This is a genomic window from Rhizobium sp. ZX09, assembly GCF_017357485.1.
In the GTDB taxonomy this organism is placed as follows: domain Bacteria; phylum Pseudomonadota; class Alphaproteobacteria; order Rhizobiales; family Rhizobiaceae; genus Agrobacterium; species Agrobacterium pusense.
Genome location: NZ_CP031364.1, coordinates 1,022,587 through 1,039,620, shown reverse-complemented (window position 1 = coordinate 1,039,620; position 17,034 = coordinate 1,022,587). Strand labels below are relative to the sequence as shown.

12 protein-coding genes are annotated in these 17,034 nt (G+C 59.4%); 6 read left to right on the top strand and 6 right to left on the bottom strand.

The genetic code is table 11. The features are described from left to right. Positions 1-23 precede the first annotated feature (23 nt). The 4 genes from BTN45_RS19445 to BTN45_RS19430 form a co-directional block, all read right to left on the bottom strand. Positions 24-731: a FadR/GntR family transcriptional regulator gene (locus tag BTN45_RS19445; RefSeq protein WP_004437348.1), complete on the bottom strand. Its 708-nt coding sequence runs from the start codon at positions 729-731 to the stop codon at positions 24-26. A gap of 4 nt (positions 732-735) precedes the next feature. Beyond that, positions 736-1,776 (bottom strand): four-carbon acid sugar kinase family protein, encoded by a 1,041-nt coding sequence (locus tag BTN45_RS19440; RefSeq protein ID WP_207590629.1) that lies wholly within the window; start codon positions 1,774-1,776, stop codon positions 736-738. A gap of 185 nt (positions 1,777-1,961) precedes the next feature. Next, positions 1,962-4,205 (bottom strand): polysaccharide deacetylase family protein, encoded by a 2,244-nt coding sequence (locus BTN45_RS19435; protein ID WP_207590627.1) that lies wholly within the window; start codon positions 4,203-4,205, stop codon positions 1,962-1,964. Between the two features lie 156 nt (positions 4,206-4,361). Continuing rightward, positions 4,362-4,751, bottom strand: a complete 390-nt coding sequence (locus BTN45_RS19430; protein ID WP_004437343.1) for an acyl-CoA thioesterase — start codon at positions 4,749-4,751, stop codon at positions 4,362-4,364. A 174-nt stretch (positions 4,752-4,925) separates the two neighbouring features. Between BTN45_RS19430 and BTN45_RS19425 the strand changes: the two genes are divergently transcribed. After that, a complete protein-coding gene (locus tag BTN45_RS19425; protein ID WP_022563322.1) occupies positions 4,926-5,120 on the top strand; it encodes a hypothetical protein in 195 nt (64 codons plus the stop codon). Between the two features lie 39 nt (positions 5,121-5,159). Here the strand turns inward: BTN45_RS19425 and BTN45_RS19420 are convergent, their stop codons facing one another. Both BTN45_RS19420 and BTN45_RS19415 read right to left on the bottom strand, forming a co-directional pair. Continuing rightward, positions 5,160-6,971 carry an ABC transporter ATP-binding protein/permease gene (locus BTN45_RS19420; RefSeq protein WP_207590621.1) on the bottom strand — a complete coding sequence of 604 codons (1,812 nt, stop codon included), beginning with the start codon at positions 6,969-6,971 and terminating at the stop codon, positions 5,160-5,162. Then, entirely contained in the window at positions 6,928-7,191 is a 264-nt protein-coding gene (locus tag BTN45_RS19415; protein WP_034500309.1) for a hypothetical protein, read from the bottom strand. Before BTN45_RS19415 ends, BTN45_RS19420 begins: the two co-directional genes overlap by 44 nt. Before the next feature lie 71 nt (positions 7,192-7,262). Between BTN45_RS19415 and BTN45_RS19410 the strand changes: the two genes are divergently transcribed. The 5 genes from BTN45_RS19410 to BTN45_RS19390 all read left to right on the top strand — a co-directional run bounded on the left by BTN45_RS19410 (position 7,263) and on the right by BTN45_RS19390 (position 17,034). Further along, positions 7,263-10,589 (top strand): transglutaminase family protein, encoded by a 3,327-nt coding sequence (locus BTN45_RS19410; RefSeq protein ID WP_207590620.1) that lies wholly within the window; start codon positions 7,263-7,265, stop codon positions 10,587-10,589. 1 nt (position 10,590) lies between these two features. Continuing rightward, the gene (locus tag BTN45_RS19405; protein WP_207590619.1) at positions 10,591-12,996 is read left to right on the top strand and encodes a circularly permuted type 2 ATP-grasp protein; all 2,406 of its coding nucleotides are present in this window, start codon (positions 10,591-10,593) and stop codon (positions 12,994-12,996) included. Between the two features lie 4 nt (positions 12,997-13,000). After that, on the top strand, positions 13,001-13,882 hold the full coding sequence (locus BTN45_RS19400; protein WP_207590618.1) for a transglutaminase family protein: 882 nt from the start codon (positions 13,001-13,003) through the stop codon (positions 13,880-13,882). A 166-nt stretch (positions 13,883-14,048) separates the two neighbouring features. Continuing rightward, entirely contained in the window at positions 14,049-15,287 is a 1,239-nt protein-coding gene (locus tag BTN45_RS19395; RefSeq protein WP_207590617.1) for a TadE/TadG family type IV pilus assembly protein, read from the top strand. Positions 15,288-15,411: 124 nt separating this feature from the next. Beyond that, a complete protein-coding gene (locus BTN45_RS19390) occupies positions 15,412-17,034 on the top strand; it encodes an ABC-F family ATP-binding cassette domain-containing protein (RefSeq protein WP_022563316.1) in 1,623 nt (540 codons plus the stop codon).

Here is a 17,034-nt window from a genome sequence, read left to right as displayed (position 1 = left end):
CTCGGGCCGTTTACTTGAGTCGCCTAATCTCCGTGCGACGACTCGAAAAGCCGGTCGCGCGATCCTGTCAGGTGCTGCAGCATCAATTGGCGGGCTGAATCGGCATCTCCATCCGCGATCGCCTTTGCGATGGCCTCGTGCTCGGCAAAAACGCGGGTCAGGCCTGAGGCCTCGCGCTTTACGGACATGCCGTGGAATTTCATCCCGACCGCGATATGATCCTTGAGAGCCTCCATCGCGGTGGAGAAATAGCTGTTCCGCGCCGCCCGCGCGATGGCAAGGTGGAACTGATAGTCGGCATCCTCGCGGTGGGACTGGCGGTTGGTCGCATCCCGCATCAGCTCAAGCGCCTTCCTGATGGCCGCAAGTCTCTCGGCGTCATGCCGTAATGCCGCGGCAGCGGCCGCCGCGGGCTCGAGCGTCAGCCTGAATTCGTAGCAATTCAGAAGGTCCGCAACGTTTTCCAGCTGTCCGAAGCCAAGCGGTTCACGCAAACCGAAGGCCCGGACATAGCTGCCGGAACCTCTGCGGGAGTAAATGAAACCCTGCTCGCGTAATCGCCGTAGTGCCTCGCGAACGACCGGCCGGGACACTTCGAATTCCATGGCGAGTTCATGTTCGGTCGGCAATCTTTCATCCGGCTTGTAAGCGCCGGATTTTATCGCCCGGTGCATCCTTTCGAAAATAATGTCCGGAAGTGCCTTGCGCGCCGTTTCTTTCATCAGCCCCATCTGGTCAGCTCTCTCCAGCATCTGTCGCGCCAAGCATCATTTTCGCGATACGTTTCAATGTGTCAGCTTGCCCAAAACCGCCCGATTTCGCAATGATGCATTGGTTTCCCGCCCAGCCGACACCGAGGCCCGGCAGGCACTCGCCGGCAAGACGCAGCCGCAAAATGCCCATCGCGCGCAGCACCGCCTCGGCCGTTGCCCCACCCGACAGAAGCAGCCTGCCCGCGCCGGCCGTGAAGTGCGGAACGACCCCTTCCGCCAGCCGGTCTGAAACTTCAAGCGAAGAAAGATACTCATTCCCCTGGGTTGCCTGAATGAGGGAAAGGTCGACGGCTTCGTCCGCGTCCCGAGGAACGGCACCGTTGGGCGCTTCAATGATCGACACCAGATCCGCGCTCTTGAGGACGTCAATCTGCTCCAATGTAATCGGATCGCGGGAACCGATGACAAAGATCCCCTTGCCAGGTGGAACGGTTGCAACATCGGGCAGGACGCGTGCCGACATCACCGCCGCCAGAGTCTCTGCAAGACCACGCGCGCCAATGAAAAGATCAACCCCTTCAGCCTGCGCGGCAGAAAGGGCCTGCCTGATATCCTCAGTCGTTCGCGCATCGGGTATCGAACAACGCAGGGCATGTCTTCCCAGTTTTTCATCAATCGCGATGGCGGTTTCAACCCCAAAGCCCGAGACGGCGCCGCCGCTGACGATACGTCCGAAATCCGGAATCGCCGGCACGACAAGAGCGCGCCGGAAAGAAATTGCATCCATTTCAGCCGCAATATGTCCCTTCAGGCGGGAATCGATCTTTTTGAACAGGATCGTGTCGGCTGGAACCAGTGCCAGTAGTTCCTGTGTGCGACGTCGGGCCTCGTCCGCCTTCCCATCGCGGCATCCAAGATTGACGCTGAGAACGGCAGGGGCAGCGGCCAGCGCCGCATGCACGCCTTCCAGCCCCGTTGCCACCTCTGTCACCATTCCGCGCCCGGCAAAGGGGGCGGCCGCGTCGAGCGCGCCGGTCAGATCATCGGCAAAAATCAACAGCACGGCATCGCCTTCGAAAAGTTGTAAGGTTTTACATCGATAAATTTATTTATATTCAATAGATAAAGAGATGTGAATAACAAAATTGATCGCACGAACCTTTCAAGTCGTCGGAGAGAAATGGAAAGCAAGATCAGCCATGCCCACCGGTAGCGGGGTGCCAGCAAGGATGACGAACCCTCGCGTCGCTAAACGAAGCGGAAAGGCAGACCGGAGATAAGGGCTTTGACGAAGCGCTTTTTCTGAAAGCGGCCGTTCAGTGAAACACGCGGCAAGAGTGCGGGCTTTTCGAGACTGCCGAGGCCGAGAACCCCCGCCTGTGTGGTGACTGCCGCGGAAAACCCTGCGTCCGATACCGCCTTCGCCTCGCGCTCGCCCACCGCCTTCGTCCAACCATAGGGATAAGAAAAGGAGCGCGGTGTATGGCCCGCATATTCCTCTACCCGGCGCTTCGATTCCGCAATCTCGTGAGCCAGGCGCTCAGCGTCGATCTTGCGCATATTCACATGGGTCATGGTATGGGCGCCGAGATGCACCAGAGGATCCTCCGACAGCGCCCTGAGTTCTGCCGCATCCATGATAAGCTCGTCCACGATGTCAACCGGATCGATTCCACACTGTCGAGCGGCGCGATCGATCCTCTCCACCGCTTCATCTTCGGCGGCACTTTGGACAAAATTTTCCAGCCGCGCGAATGCATCCGCTTTTTGCAGGGGCGTTCCGCATGTCACGTGCTCCGGCCCTGCCCCGAAATCGAAATCGAACGACGCCGCCTTCTGCGTCAAGGCGGCGGCGGTCTCCCACCACAGGCCGCGTTTACGCTCGACAAAACCGGGCGTGATGAAGATCGTGTAGGGAACGCCATATTTGCGAAAGATCGGCGCGGCGTAGTCTGCGTTGTTGCGATAGCCATCATCAAGCGTGAAGGCACAAAACGACCGGTCTTCTCCGCTGCCGGCAAGCAGTGCCGGAAGATCATGCAGGTGCACGGGAACGAGACCCGATTCGAGCGCCGCCTGTATGGCCTCTTCGAGGAACTCCGGCGTGACGGACAATTGTACATTGGGCGCGAAAGCCGAAACAGCGCCGCCCGGACGCACGTGGTGAAGCGTGAAGATGACACCTCGCCCGGCAAGCGAAGGGAATGCCGAGCGGACAGCCGGAAGGGAACTCACCTCCAGCCCGGCCCTTATGACGGTGTATTTCACAAGGCGTTTTACCGGCTGCAGAAAAAGTCCCGCCGGTTGTCGCGACGACAGGCCGGGTAATATCCGCTTTTTCAACACCCTGAAGGCTGTGAGCGGCAGGTCGATCAGGCCCGGCAGCGGGTCATTCAGCGCAAATGCAGCCCAACTGCGGACTTTGGCGAGGGACGCAAGATAGTCGGCAGCCCGCACCTCCCCTCTCCGCCCCAGGGTAAATGCGGCAACAAGATCACGGACAAGATAGGACCACGACGTGCCGTTGCGGGCCTTGACCGGCTCGCCGGTCGGCTCTTCGTTGGCGGCACGCCATAACAATGCGCCAAGATCAATGCCGGCAGCAGAACAGAGGCCGAACCACGACCAAGGACGCGGATTCACATCGAGAAGTTTCAGCGTCCCGTCCCGGTCATCGAACTTGAATTCCACCTCGACCAGTCCGCTATGACCGGCGGACCTCAATATTGTCCGGGCGGCATCGATCGCCGACGGGTTGTCGACAATCTCGACCCGAGTGCTGGTGTAACCGAAATCGACCGGATACTGACGGATGCGCCGGGCGGTGAATTCCGCCACTGGTTCTCCGTTCAGCCACAGGGCAGCATAGGAGAACTGGTTTCGTCCGCCACCTGGAATGAGTTCCTGCACCACCACATTGCCGGCGCCGATCTCTTCGCTGGCCTCGGCAAAGGCGGCTTTCAGGGCCTGCCGATCTTCGGCGCGGACGACCTTGGCGCGGGCAATCGCAGTATCGCCGCCGCCCATATTTGGCTTGAGAATGACGGGAAACAGCACGTCAAGCGCATCGATATCAGCGGCTGATGCCAGCGCATAGGTCCTGGGAATGCTGACGCCGAGTTCCGCCGCACGCCTGTATAGCAGCGGTTTTTCACACAGCCATTGCAGCGCCGCCCAGTCTGGCAGAACGATCTTGTAGAGAGCCGAAAGTTCATCGTGTTGCTGCGAAACGAGCTGAACCTCACCATCGCCGGATGGGACCAGCAGCCAACCCTTGAGATGATGCCTGTCGGCCATCTGCCGCAGGAAAGACATTGCCCCTGCGTCGTGCGGACCGGCCCAGCGTATTGTCTCCCGCACGAAACGCGACCAGCTAGGCAGGGGTGAGTCATGGGTAAGGTAATAAACAGGCACATTCAGGGCCCCGAGGCTGCGCGCGAGGGCGAGCGTGCCATGAGCGCCGCCGACAATAACAACACCTGGAATGGTCAAAGCCTGATCCCCGTCCTACTCCATATCTTGATCGCAAAAATTGATAAATAAATTCGATATTTCCGAAATATGGGGGTCGCGGAAAGGCCAAGGCGCTTGCGCTGCCGGTCTCTCCACGATGCGTTCCGGACAGCATCCGGAAGGAAAATCAACGCCTCATACGTCTTTCCGAACCGGGCGCGGCTCACCGTTCTCATCGACGGCGACCATGATGAAGACGGCCTCTGTCACCTTTTCACGCGAATCCCGATAGTGCCGGCGCGTCCAGGCTTCGATCTTGAGCGTGACGGAGGTGCGGCCAATCTTTTCGATGCGGGTATAGACGCACAATGTATCACCGATCTTGACCGGCTTCTTGAAGACGATCTCGTTGACTGCGACCGTGACGGTTCGGCCGCCGGCCACATCATTGGCGCGGACGAAGGCGGCAAGGTCCATCTGCGACATGACCCAGCCGCCGAAAATATCGCCGGCCGGATTGGCATCGGCAGGCATGGCAAGCGTTCTGAGCGTCAGTTCCATATCGGCGGGCGGCTGCTGATCCATCTGTCAAATTCCTTTCACAAACCTCCCGCTGCCGGACTTAAACAACCGCACCCCGTCCGCCAATAGCCGATTTGTCGCGGCAGCCCTTCCAAAACCGCAAGGAATCACAGGGGCATCGTAAGCTTCGGTTAACCATGATGGGGCACGATTCCAAAAAAGCGCGGGGGCGTACAAATGGCCTATGACTGGAGTGGAAACAACACGATACAGCAGCGTTACGATCGTATAGTTCTGGCGGTCGCTAGCGTTGTCGCCATCAGCCTGGCAACAGGTACACTGGCTTTCCGCTCACAGGTGGAGCCGAACCACACCATAAGTATCGCCAAACAACAGCGGCTCAACTCTGAAAAATGGCATTTGCGGCTCTGATACGCCTCGATCGGCACACCCGGCAGCACGACCATTGAGCTATTGCGGGGCGCCACCATCGCGCCTGTCGGTCCCGTCCTTCTGGGAGACGTGGTCTAGATGGGCGACCGCCGGAGAAAGAATCGACAGAAAAGTCTCGGACCGGCCGATATAAACAATCGCCGCGCCCTCGATCCCGTTCAAAACCCCGGCCAGCGTGTCCTGCGTCTGTTTTTCCAAGCCTTCCAGCAGATCGTCAATGACGATGAATTTCGGTTTCAGCAACAGCGCATTGGCAACCCGGATGCTGGCCTGTTCGTCCGAATCCAGTTTTTTGTCCCAACGGATGTTTTCATCAAGACGAGAGGCCATCTCGCCGAGACCCGCTGCGGCGAGCGCCGAAACATAATCCTCATCCGCAAAGCGCTGGGGTGCACGCGGATAAGCCATGATTTCGCGCAGCGTTCCTGCCGGTAGATAACCGTGCTGAGCAATGAAAAGCGTGTCGGTTTGATCCGGCATCTCTATCCTGCCTTGGCCCCAGGGCCACAGCCCCGCCATAGCTGCGAACAAAAGCCGCCGGTTCACACCCTGCTCACCATTGATCATCAGCCGTTCGCCCGGCCCGACCTCGACATCCGCCTCATGCAGCATGAACCCGCGTTCAATGTCCTGCCCGCCCGCATCGCGGCAGATCGTAACCGACTGAAGACGGATTCTGTCATTCTCTGCGCTGCGTTGCAGATCGATCGTCAGGCCGTGCTGTTCCACGCTGTCCATCTGGATCAAAGCGTTCCGGAAAACGGAGACACGCTGCAACGTCGCCTTCCAGCTGGCGATCGGCCCGAAATTGTCGATATACCAGCGTAGCGCCGTATTCACCTGATTGAAGGCGCCGACCGCCATCATCAGCCCGCCGAAAGTGAGATTGCCGGAAAAATAGACCGGAGCCGCGATCAGGATCGGCGCCACCACCGCCAGCCAGCCATATCCCGCCGAGACCCAGGTCAGATGTGTCAGCGCCATGGCGAGTCCCCGGATGACACCGAGGACGGCATCGATATCGACGCCAATCCGCCGCCTCTCATTTTTTTCGCCACGCGCAAGGGCAATGGCGGCAAGATTTTCGCTGGCCCGCATTAACGAAAAGCGAAGCTCAGCCTCTTTGGAATAACGCTCCGCGTTTAGCCCCACCAGCCGATAACCGACGAGGTTGCTGAGCAGGGAAGCGGAACCGGCATAAAGGATTGCCGCCCAGACCATATAGCCGGGGATAGCATAGGTATCGCCGCTGATGGTAATGGCAAAGCCCGCCGAGAGCGACCAGAGAACGCCGATAAAGCTGACAAGCAGGATCGTCGCGTTCACGAGACCGATCGAAAGCGCCGTACTGCTTTCGGCGAGGTTGCGGACATCGTCATGGAGCCGCTGGTCCGGATTGATGGCTATCGTACCGAAACTGGCGAGGCGGGCGGCTCGACCCGGCTTCAGCCACTGGTCCACCATATCCTTGGCAAGACCCTCGCGCATGTTAAGCGCCGTCATCTGGTTGAGCCAGGTCTGAATGACGTTGAGGAGCAGCAACAGCCCGGCGATGACCGCGAAAACCTCGAGCTGATGAAGGAAGGCGTCGAGATCGCGCCGTTCCAGCGCGTTATAAAACGGCGCATTCCATTCATTGAGCCTGATCTGCCCGTAGGCCGTCAGCAATATCACCGTGAGAAGGGCCATCGACAGCAAGATCAGACGGTTGCGCACCGGCGATGTCCAGAAGGCGCGCCCCATCACGCGCAGCTGAGCCGGAAAATCGAGATCGAAGCCCGAAAGGTTAGCCGCGCCCTTGCGCTGATCGTCGCTTACCGATGTTGCCATTCATCCATTCCGAAACGTCAGTGGGCAAAGAAAGCCGGTCGCGATTCTGCGCCTTTCGATGCCAAGCAATAACACGCCGTTCGACCATGTCCACAATGCCGGCGAAATCTCCGCGGCGACAACCTGAAAGCCCGCGCAATTCTTCGTGCAGGCAAATGAAGCGGCTTCGACCAACAATGCGATTGCCCCAGGAAATGATCCTTGCTTTCTTTTCCTGCATTGCACAAAATCCGAGTAATTTCAGAGGGGCGGACAAACCGCATAAGCCGGAAAACCGGGCAAGGCAGATTAATGGCGATCAAAGCGAGCATCTATCATCTGACGCATTATAAATACGACAATCCGGTTCGCCTTGGACCACAGATCATCAGACTGAAGCCCGCCTCACATTCCAGAACCAGCGTCATCAGCCACTCTCTCAAGGTTTCACCCTCCAATCACTTCGTGAACCTTCAGCAGGATCCCTACGGTAATTACCTTGCCCGCTTCGTTTTTCCGGAACCGGTGAGTGAATTCAAGATCGAGGTCGATCTTGTCGCCGATATGACGGTTTATAATCCGTTCGATTTCTTTGTGGAGGAAGAGGCGACAAAGTGGCCCTTCGACTATCCGCAGGAACTGCGCGACGATCTCTCCATCTACATGAAGCCGGAACCGACCGGCCCTCTGCTCGCCGCCTTCATGGCCACTGTCGACCGCACTCCAGGTCAGCAGACGGTGGACATGGTCGTCGGCCTCAACGCCCGCCTGCAGCAGGAGATCGGTTACGTCATCCGCATGGAACCCGGCGTCCAGACACCTGAGGAGACGCTTGCTTCCGGCAAGGGGTCCTGCCGCGATACCAGCTGGCTGCTCGTGCAGGTCCTGAGGCATCTTGGCCTCGCTGCCCGTTTCGTGTCGGGATATCTCATCCAGTTGACACCGGACCTCAAGGCGCTGGACGGCCCATCCGGCACCGAAGTGGACTTCACCGATCTGCACGCATGGGCCGAGGTTTATATGCCGGGTGCGGGCTGGATCGGCCTCGACCCCACTTCCGGTCTGTTGACCGGCGAGAGCCATATTCCCTTGGCGGCAACACCGCATTACCGCAACGCCGCGCCTATTTCCGGCGGCTATTACGGCCATGCCAACACGGAATTCGCCTTCGACATGCAGGTCCGGCGGGTTGCCGAGACGCCGCGCATCACCAAGCCTTTTTCGGACGAAAGCTGGGACGAACTCAATGCGCTCGGCCAGGAGGTCGATGAGGTTCTGAATACCCATGATGTCAGGTTGACCATGGGCGGCGAACCGACCTTCGTTTCCATCGACGATTTCGAATCCGATGAGTGGAACACCGGTGCGGTGGGGCCGACAAAGCGCGAAAAGGCCGACCTGCTGATCCGCCGCCTGCGCGAGCGTTTCGCACCGGGTGGGTTTTTGCATTACGGCCAGGGAAAATGGTATCCGGGCGAAAGCCTGCCGCGCTGGACGTTCTCGCTTTATTGGCGCAAGGATGGCCTGCCAATCTGGCAGAACCCGGCGCTTATCGCCGAGGAGGGCGCGAATACCGGCGCAAAGGCGGAAGACGCGCAGAAACTGCTGGGCGGCATCGCCTCCCATCTCGGCATCGAACGGGAGCTGGTGCTGCCGGCCTATGAGGATCCGGCGGAATGGATCATCAAGGAAGGAAGCCTTCCCGACAATGTTGACCCGTCAAATTCCAAGCTGAAGGACCCGGAGGAGCGAAACCGCATAGCCCGCGTCTTCGAGCGGGGACTCACGACACCGACCGGCTATATTCTTCCCGTTCAGGCGTGGAATGCGCGCGCCGCCGGCAAGCGCTGGATCAGCGAAAAATGGAAGACGCGGCGCGGTAAAATATTCCTCGTTCCGGGTGACAGCCCGGTGGGTTACCGCCTGCCACTCGGCACCCTGCCCTATGTGCCGCCATCCGCCTATCCCTATATTCACGAGGCAGACCCCTCGATCCCTCGCGGTCCGCTTCCCGACGTCTTCACGCCATCGGGCCGGGCCATGCCCGAAGCTTCTTTCCATGCCAGCGAGGCCGCGGGGCAGGAACGCGTAGAGCAGACTCTCGGCGAAATCGGCGGCGCGGTGCGCACCGCCATGTCGGTGGAACCGCGTGACGGCAGGCTCTGCGTCTTCATGCCGCCAGTGGAACGCATCGAGGACTATCTCGAGCTGATTGCAGCAGCGGAGGCGGCAGCCGCCGAGCTTGGATTGCCAGTCCACATAGAGGGTTATGCGCCGCCGCATGATGAGCGTATCAATGTAATCCGCGTCGCGCCCGACCCCGGTGTAATAGAGGTCAACATCCACCCCGCTTCAAGCTGGAAGGACTGTGTCGACATTACCACCGCAGTCTACGAAGAGGCGCGCCAGTCACGTCTCGGTGCCGACAAATTCATGATCGATGGCCGTCATACCGGCACCGGCGGCGGCAACCATGTGGTGGTGGGCGGCGCCAATCCCAATGACAGCCCATTCCTGCGCCGACCCGATCTTCTGAAAAGTCTCGTGCTGCACTGGCAGCGGCACCCCTCGCTTTCCTATCTCTTCTCAGGGCTCTTCATCGGCCCGACGAGCCAGGCGCCACGTATCGACGAAGCCCGCCACGACAGTCTGTACGAACTGGAGATCGCGCTCGCGCAGGTGCCGCTGCCCGGTGAAGGCGTTCCGCCCTTGCCATGGCTGGTTGACCGCCTGTTCCGCAATCTTCTGACGGATGTAACGGGCAATACCCACCGCGCCGAAATCTGCATCGACAAGCTGTTTTCGCCTGATGGACCGACTGGCCGCCTCGGGCTGGTGGAATTTCGCGGTTTCGAAATGCCGCCGAATGCGCGCATGTCGCTTGCCCAGCAGTTGCTGGTGCGTGCTCTCATTGCGCGTTTCTGGAAAAACCCGGCCGTCGGCAAATTCGTGCGCTGGGGCACGGCACTCGCCGATCGTTTCATGCTACCGCATTATATCTGGGCGGATTTCCTGGATGTGCTTGCAGACCTCAGGGAAAACGGTTTCGACCTGAAGCCCGAATGGTTCACCGCCCAGCAGGAGTTCCGTTTCCCCTTCTTCGGGGAGGTGGAATATGAAGGATCAAAGCTGGAATTGCGCCAGGCGCTGGAACCCTGGCATGTGATGGGCGAACAGGGCGCCATCGGCGGCACCGTGCGTTATGTCGACAGCTCCATCGAGCGCCTGCAGGTGCGGCTCGAAACATCCAATCCCGCCCGCTACGCGGTGGCCTGCAACGGCCGCGCCGTTCCGCTGACTCCGACGGAAAACCGCAGCGTCGCGGTTGCCGGCGTCCGCTTCAAGGCATGGCAGCCCGCTTCCGGCCTACATCCCTTGCTGCCCGTCAATTCACCCTTGACCTTTGACATTTATGATACATGGTCGAGGCGATCGATCGGCGGATGCATCTATCATGTTGCTCATCCGGGCGGGCGCAATTACGAGACATTTCCCGTCAACGGCAATGAGGCGGAGGCACGCCGCCTCGCCCGTTTCGAACCATGGGGGCATACGGCAGGGCAATATCCGCTTCGGGCGGAAACCGTGTCGCCAGAATTTCCGCTGACGCTCGATCTGCGCCGGCCTTACGGAGTATAAATTGTCCAAAGCCCCGGCAACGGAACGCAAGACGGAAGCGAGCGCGCGACCAAGCGGGCTTGAATATTCCCCTTTGCCTGGCGTTGCCGACGAAATGCTCGATAATAACGGCACGGTGAGACCGGTCTGGAAGACCCTGCTCGAGGCCCTCTCGCGCATGTCTGAGCGGGAGCTGCATGAGCGTTTTGCCCGCACTGACCGCTATCTGCGCGATGCCGGCGTGTTCTACCGCGATTACGGCAAGGGCAGCAGCGAAAGAAACTGGCCGATCTCCCATATTCCGGTGCTGATCGACGACCGGGAATGGACGGTTCTTGCCGAGGGGTTGAAGCAGCGCGCCAATCTTTTGGAAGCCATGGTCGCCGATTTTTACGGCGAAAACCGACTGGTGAAGGAAGGTTATGTGCCGCCGGCGCTGATTGCCTCCAATCCCGAATATCTGCGCCCCATGGTCGGCGTAAAGCCGGCAAGCGGTCATTACCTGCATTTCTGTTCCTTCGAGATCGGGCGTGGGCCAGATGGCAACTGGTGGGTGCTGGCCGACAGGACACAGGCGCCCTCCGGTGCGGGTTTCGCGCTCGAAAACCGGGTAGCGACCACGCGTGCGCTCTCCGACATCTATGCCGAAACCCATGTTCACCGTCTGGCCTCGTTTTTTGGTGCTTTCCGCGACACGCTGCAGGCGCAAAGAAAACACCCTGACGACCGGATCGCCGTGTTAACACCCGGCCCGGCCAACGAGACCTATTTCGAACACGCCTATATCGCCCGTTATCTTGGCTTCATGCTGCTGGAGGGCGAAGACCTGACCGTTGTCAATTGCCGCGTCATGGTCAGAACGGTTGCCGGGTTGAAGCCGATCGGCGTCCTCTGGCGGCGTCTCGACGCATCCTATTCCGATCCGCTGGAGCTCAACCAGCAATCCCATATCGGCACGCCGGGCATGGTACAGGCATTGCGCAATGAAGCGCTCACCATCGTCAACGCGCTCGGCAGCGGAATTCTGGAAACGCGGGCGCTGCTTGCCTTCATGCCGCGCATCTGCCGCCACATTCTCGGCGAAGAACTGAAATTGCCGTCCATCGCCACCTGGTGGTGCGGACAGGAGGCTGAACGCCGTCACGTCGCCGGCAATATCGAAGGCATGGTCATTGGCCCGGCCTATTCCCGGCTTCCGTTCTTCGACGATAACGGCCAGTCCGTGCTCGGCTCTTCCCTGAGAGAAACTGCAAAGGAATCGATCAGCGACTGGCTTGCCTCCGATGGCCACAGGCTGGTGGGCCAGGAAGTGGTGAAGCTTTCAACCACCCCGGCCTATATCGACAACAAGCTCGTGCCGCGCCCGATGAGCCTTCGTGTATTTGCCGCCCGTACCCAGGATGGCTGGCAGATCATGCCGGGTGGCTTTGCCCGGATCGGCAGCGGTGACGACGTGTCCGCCATCGCCATGCAATCGGGCGGAAGCGCGGCTGATGTCTGGATCGTCAGCGACAGACCGGTGGAGCGCACCACGCTTCTGCCGGCGGAAGAGAGCTTCACCCGCAACATGCCGGGCAGCCTGCCAAGCCGCGCGGCCGACAATCTCTTCTGGCTGGGTCGTTACATCGAGCGCTCTGAAGGCGCCTTGCGCATCCTTCGCGCCTGGCATGGGCGTTATGCCGAATCCGCTGATCCGCGCCAGCCGCTGCTCGCGCATGTCACGCGGTATCTCGAAGCGCTTGATGTGGAGATGAACGATGCCGTGCCGGAAAGCCTGCTTACCAACATCAACAGCGCGCTTTATTCCGCCAGCAACATTCGTGACCGCTTTTCACCGGACGGATGGCTGGCGCTGAACGATCTTGCCAAGACAGCCCGCCGTTTCCACGCGAAAGTGGCTCCCGGCGACGACGCGACCCATGCCATGACGGTCCTCTTGCGCAAGCTTGCGGGCTTTGCCGGCCTGGTGCACGAAAACATGTATCGCTTTACCGGCTGGCGTTTCCTGTCGATCGGTCGTTATCTCGAACGTGGACTGCATATGACGCGTCTTCTCGGCCATATGACCGGCCCGGACGCGCCAGATGGATCCTATGACATGCTGCTTGAAATCGGCGACAGCGTCATGACCCATCGCCGGCGGTATAACGTCAATACGGCAGGTCTGACCGTGACCGATCTTCTGGCACTCGACCCGCTCAATCCCCGCTCGATCCTGTTTCAGCTGAACGAGATCCGCACCGAGGTGGAGCAGCTTCCAAACGCCTTCGTCAATGGCCAGATGTCGCCCTTCTACCGCGAGGCGATGCGTCTGCATTCCGGGTTGGCGGTCATGACGCCGGAAAACATGAATGGCGCGATCTACCGCCAGCTCGAAACCGACATGGAGCATCTTTCCGATGTTCTGGCCCGGACCTATCTCGGATAATCCTATGCTCTATGATCTTTCCCTGCATATGGGTTACACCTACGACACGCCGGCACATGGCGCACGCCACATCATCCGCGTCCTGCCGCTCTCCATCCCGGGTCGACAGCGGCTCGTCGCCGGCTCCATCGACGTTTCGCCGACGCCGGAAGAACGGGCCGTCTTCGAGGATTTCTTTCATCTCTCGGCAACATCGGTGCATCTGCGCGCACCGCATGAAAAGCTCGATATTCGCATGCAGGCGCGGGTGATGGTGGAAGCCCCGGCATTGACGGCGGATTTCTCGCCCGAGCTTTCCCGCCTGCCGCAGGACCTCGCCGGTGTGTGGTCGCTCGATTTCCAGTCACCGCACCACTTTATCGGCGCTAGTCCAAGGATTGGAATGGACACGGCGATATCCGCCTATGCCCGGGAAGTGCTGAAGCCCGAAATGACCATTCGCGAAATTGCGCTCTCTCTGTGCAAACGGATCCATAAGGACTTCACCTATGACGGCGAGGCGACGACCGTTGATACGACACCCGCGGAAGCCTTCAAACTAAAGCGCGGCGTGTGCCAGGATTTTTCGCATATCATGATCATGGCCTTGCGCAGCCTCGGCATTCCCGCCGGTTATGTCAGCGGTTTCCTGCGTACCATTCCTCCGCCCGGCAAGGAACGGCTTGAAGGCGCCGATGCAATGCACGCCTGGGTGCGCATCTGGTGCGGCGAGGCTGCCGGTTATCTGGAGCTCGATCCCACCAACGACATCGTGGCGGGGAGCGACCATATCGTCGTCGGTTATGGCAGGGATTATTCCGATGTCGCCCCCGTTATCGGGGTATTGAAGAGCTACGGCAATCAGCAGATAAAACAGGCGGTCGACGTGATCCCCATCCAGCAATGACACAACGTGTATTATTCCAGACCTTCGCGACGACAATTCTTGAAAATACTTTGAAAGCTGCGTCAATTTGACCACTGCGTAAAATTGAACCGATCACCTTAGCGGATTTTACATCGTTTGCGGGTTTCCTGCGCTCAGTCGAATATTCTAATCGGTGAGCCCCCCTATGACCGCCTCCGCACCTGACAAATTGAAGCGCCGTTTCCTGACCGATAAGAGCGGCAATTTCGGCATCATGACGGCAATCCTGCTGCCTGTCTTGCTCGGTTTTGCCGGTGCCGGCATGGAGTTGGCGAATGTGATGCAGGTCAAAGCGGACATGCAGAACACTGCGGATTCAGCCGCCCTTGCGGCGGCAACCGAGGCGCGGCTGAAAAAGGGCGATCTGACGGATGAGCAGATCAAGGAAATCGCCAAGAGCTTCATTGCCGCGCAGATGGAAAAAAGCCTGACCGAAGAAGAAAAGAAGAAACTGGAGGAGAATTCTCCAACCAGCATTACGACGACGGAAAATGCCCGAGGCAAGACCTACACGATCGAAACCACGATCAACCACAAGGTTCAGCTCAATCCGCTCCTCGGGTTCATTGGCGCAAAAACACTCGATCTTTCGGTAACCGGCACCGCAAAGAGCACCGTCAACAAGGGTGCTCCGATCTCCATGTATCTGGCGCTTGATCGTTCCGGCTCGATGTCGTTCAAGACGGATACCGTCAATGCCGCAAAAAAGTCGTGCCCGAATTATACCGCCAGCAACTGGGGCAAGAGCGAAGCGCAGGTTACGTCCAGCCCCTGCTATGTCAACAAGGCCACGTCGCTCAAAACCGCGGTCGGATTTCTCGTCGCCACATTGAACAAGGCCGACCCGACTTACACTGCCAACGGCAGTTCGCAACTGGTGCGGACAGGTGCCTCGGTCTATACGCACGAGACCTATGCCGCCCAGCCCCTCAGCTGGGGCACGAGCAGTGTTGTCAGCTATGTGGACAAACAGATTCCGGAATTTCCCACCGGCGGCACGGATGCCCGCAGCAGCCTGAACGCCGCCTATAACGCACTCAAGAAAGCCAATCCCGACGAGGCGAAGGCACATAAAACGCTGGGGAACGAATCCTTCGAGCGCTATATTGTTCTGATGACCGATGGCGAAATGACGGGAAACAGCGCCTCGTGGAATTCCAGCATCGACCAGTCGGTGCGCACCACCTGCGAGACTGCCAAGAAAGATGGAATAAAGATTTTCAGCGTCGCCTTCATGGCGCCAGACAAGGGCAAGGCGCTGCTGCAATATTGCGCATCGAGCGCTGACAATTATTACGCCCCTGAAAACATGGAGCAGATCGTAACAGCCTTTGGCGAAATCGCCCGCAAGGCTGCAGGCAGCATAGCCACGCTCACCAACTGATCCGCTTCCGGCGCCGCCGCGCCGGAGCGCCTTCTCCGCCGCATGGCTGACAGAACATGTGCGGCAGGTGACAGCGGCGGCGGCCCGTGGCATAGGAGGGCCGCTCCCATTCACAGGCCCTGTCATGATCCGTATCGAAAACATCAGCAAGTCGAACAGTCACCGCATTCTCTATATCGAGGCCTCCGCCGCGCTCAATCGCGGTGAGAAGATCGGCCTTGTCGGTCCGAACGGTGCCGGCAAGACCACGCTTTTCCGGATGATCACCGGCGAGGAGCAGCCGGACGAGGGTCAGGTCGTCGTCGAAAAGGGCATGACGGTCGGCTATTTCGATCAGGATGTCGGTGAAATGTCCGGCCGCTCTGCCGTGGCCGAGGTTATGGAGGGTGCAGGCCCGGTCAGCGAGGTCGCGGCGGAGCTTCGGGAACTGGAAGCCGCCATGTCCGATCCCGACCGGATGGACGAGATGGACGCCATCATCGAACGTTACGGCGAAGTGCAGGCGCGGTACGAAGAGCTTGATGGTTACGCGCTGGAAGGCCGTGCGCGTGAGGTGCTGGACGGGTTGAGCTTCAGCCAGGAGATGATGGACGGCGATGTTTCCAAGCTTTCCGGCGGCTGGAAGATGCGCGTCGCGCTTGCCCGCATCCTTTTGATGCGGCCGGACGTGATGCTGCTCGACGAACCCTCCAACCATCTCGATCTTGAAAGCCTGATCTGGCTTGAGGATTTCCTGAAGAATTATGACGGCGCGCTGCTGATGACCTCGCACGACCGGGAATTCATGAACCGCATCGTGACCAAGATCATCGAAATCGACGGCGGCAGTCTCACCACCTATTCCGGCGACTACGGCTTTTACGAACAGCAGCGCGCGCAGAATGAAAAGCAGCAGCAGGCACAGTTTGAACGCCAGCAGGCCATGCTCGCCAAGGAAATCAAGTTCATCGAACGTTTCAAGGCGCGCGCCTCGCATGCCGCGCAGGTGCAGAGCCGCGTGAAGAAACTCGACAAGATTGATCGCGTCGAGCCGCCACGCCGGCGCCAGACTGTTGCTTTCGAATTCGCGCCGGCGCCCCGCTCGGGTGAGGATGTCGTGGCGCTGAAGAAGGTGAACAAGGCCTATGGCAGCCGCACCATTTATGGCGATCTCGACTTCATGGTGCGGCGCAAGGAACGCTGGTGCATCATGGGCGTCAATGGTGCAGGAAAATCAACGCTGTTGAAGCTCGTGACCGGCACGGCGGAACCGGATTCCGGCAAGGTTACCCTCGGCGCCAGCGTCAAGCTCGGTTACTTCGCCCAGCACGCCATGGATGTTCTTGACGGTGACAGCACCATCCTGGAATGGCTGGAAGAGCGCTTTCCAAAGGCGGGGCAGGCGCCGTTGCGCGCCCTTGCAGGCTGTTTCGGTTTTTCCGGCGACGACGTGGAAAAACGTTGCCGCGTTCTTTCCGGCGGGGAAAAGGCCCGTCTCGTCATGGCTGCCATGCTGTTCGATCCGCCGAATTTCCTCGTGCTGGACGAGCCGACCAACCATCTCGATCTCGACACCAAGGAAATGCTGATCAAGGCCCTCTCGGATTATGAAGGCACGATGCTGTTCGTTTCGCATGACCGTCATTTCCTGGCCGCCCTTTCGAACCGGGTTCTGGAACTGACGCCCGATGGCATCCATCAATATGGTGGTGGGTACACCGAATATGTCGAAAGCACCGGACAGGAAGCCCCGGGCCTTCACAGCTGA

What these genes read in the sequence shown, in the direction of transcription:
- BTN45_RS19445 (WP_004437348.1), bottom strand. Translation starts at nt 731, where the DNA reads ATGGGGCTGATGAAAGAAACGGCGCGCAAGGCACTTCCGGACATTATT.
- BTN45_RS19430 (WP_004437343.1), bottom strand. Translation starts at nt 4,751, where the DNA reads ATGGATCAGCAGCCGCCCGCCGATATGGAACTGACGCTCAGAACGCTT.
- BTN45_RS19425 (WP_022563322.1), top strand. Translation starts at nt 4,926, where the DNA reads ATGGCCTATGACTGGAGTGGAAACAACACGATACAGCAGCGTTACGAT.
- BTN45_RS19420 (WP_207590621.1), bottom strand. Translation starts at nt 6,971, where the DNA reads ATGGCAACATCGGTAAGCGACGATCAGCGCAAGGGCGCGGCTAACCTT.
- BTN45_RS19415 (WP_034500309.1), bottom strand. Translation starts at nt 7,191, where the DNA reads ATGCAGGAAAAGAAAGCAAGGATCATTTCCTGGGGCAATCGCATTGTT.
- BTN45_RS19410 (WP_207590620.1), top strand. Translation starts at nt 7,263, where the DNA reads ATGGCGATCAAAGCGAGCATCTATCATCTGACGCATTATAAATACGAC.
- BTN45_RS19400 (WP_207590618.1), top strand. Translation starts at nt 13,001, where the DNA reads ATGCTCTATGATCTTTCCCTGCATATGGGTTACACCTACGACACGCCG.
- BTN45_RS19395 (WP_207590617.1), top strand. Translation starts at nt 14,049, where the DNA reads ATGACCGCCTCCGCACCTGACAAATTGAAGCGCCGTTTCCTGACCGAT.
- BTN45_RS19390 (WP_022563316.1), top strand. Translation starts at nt 15,412, where the DNA reads ATGATCCGTATCGAAAACATCAGCAAGTCGAACAGTCACCGCATTCTC.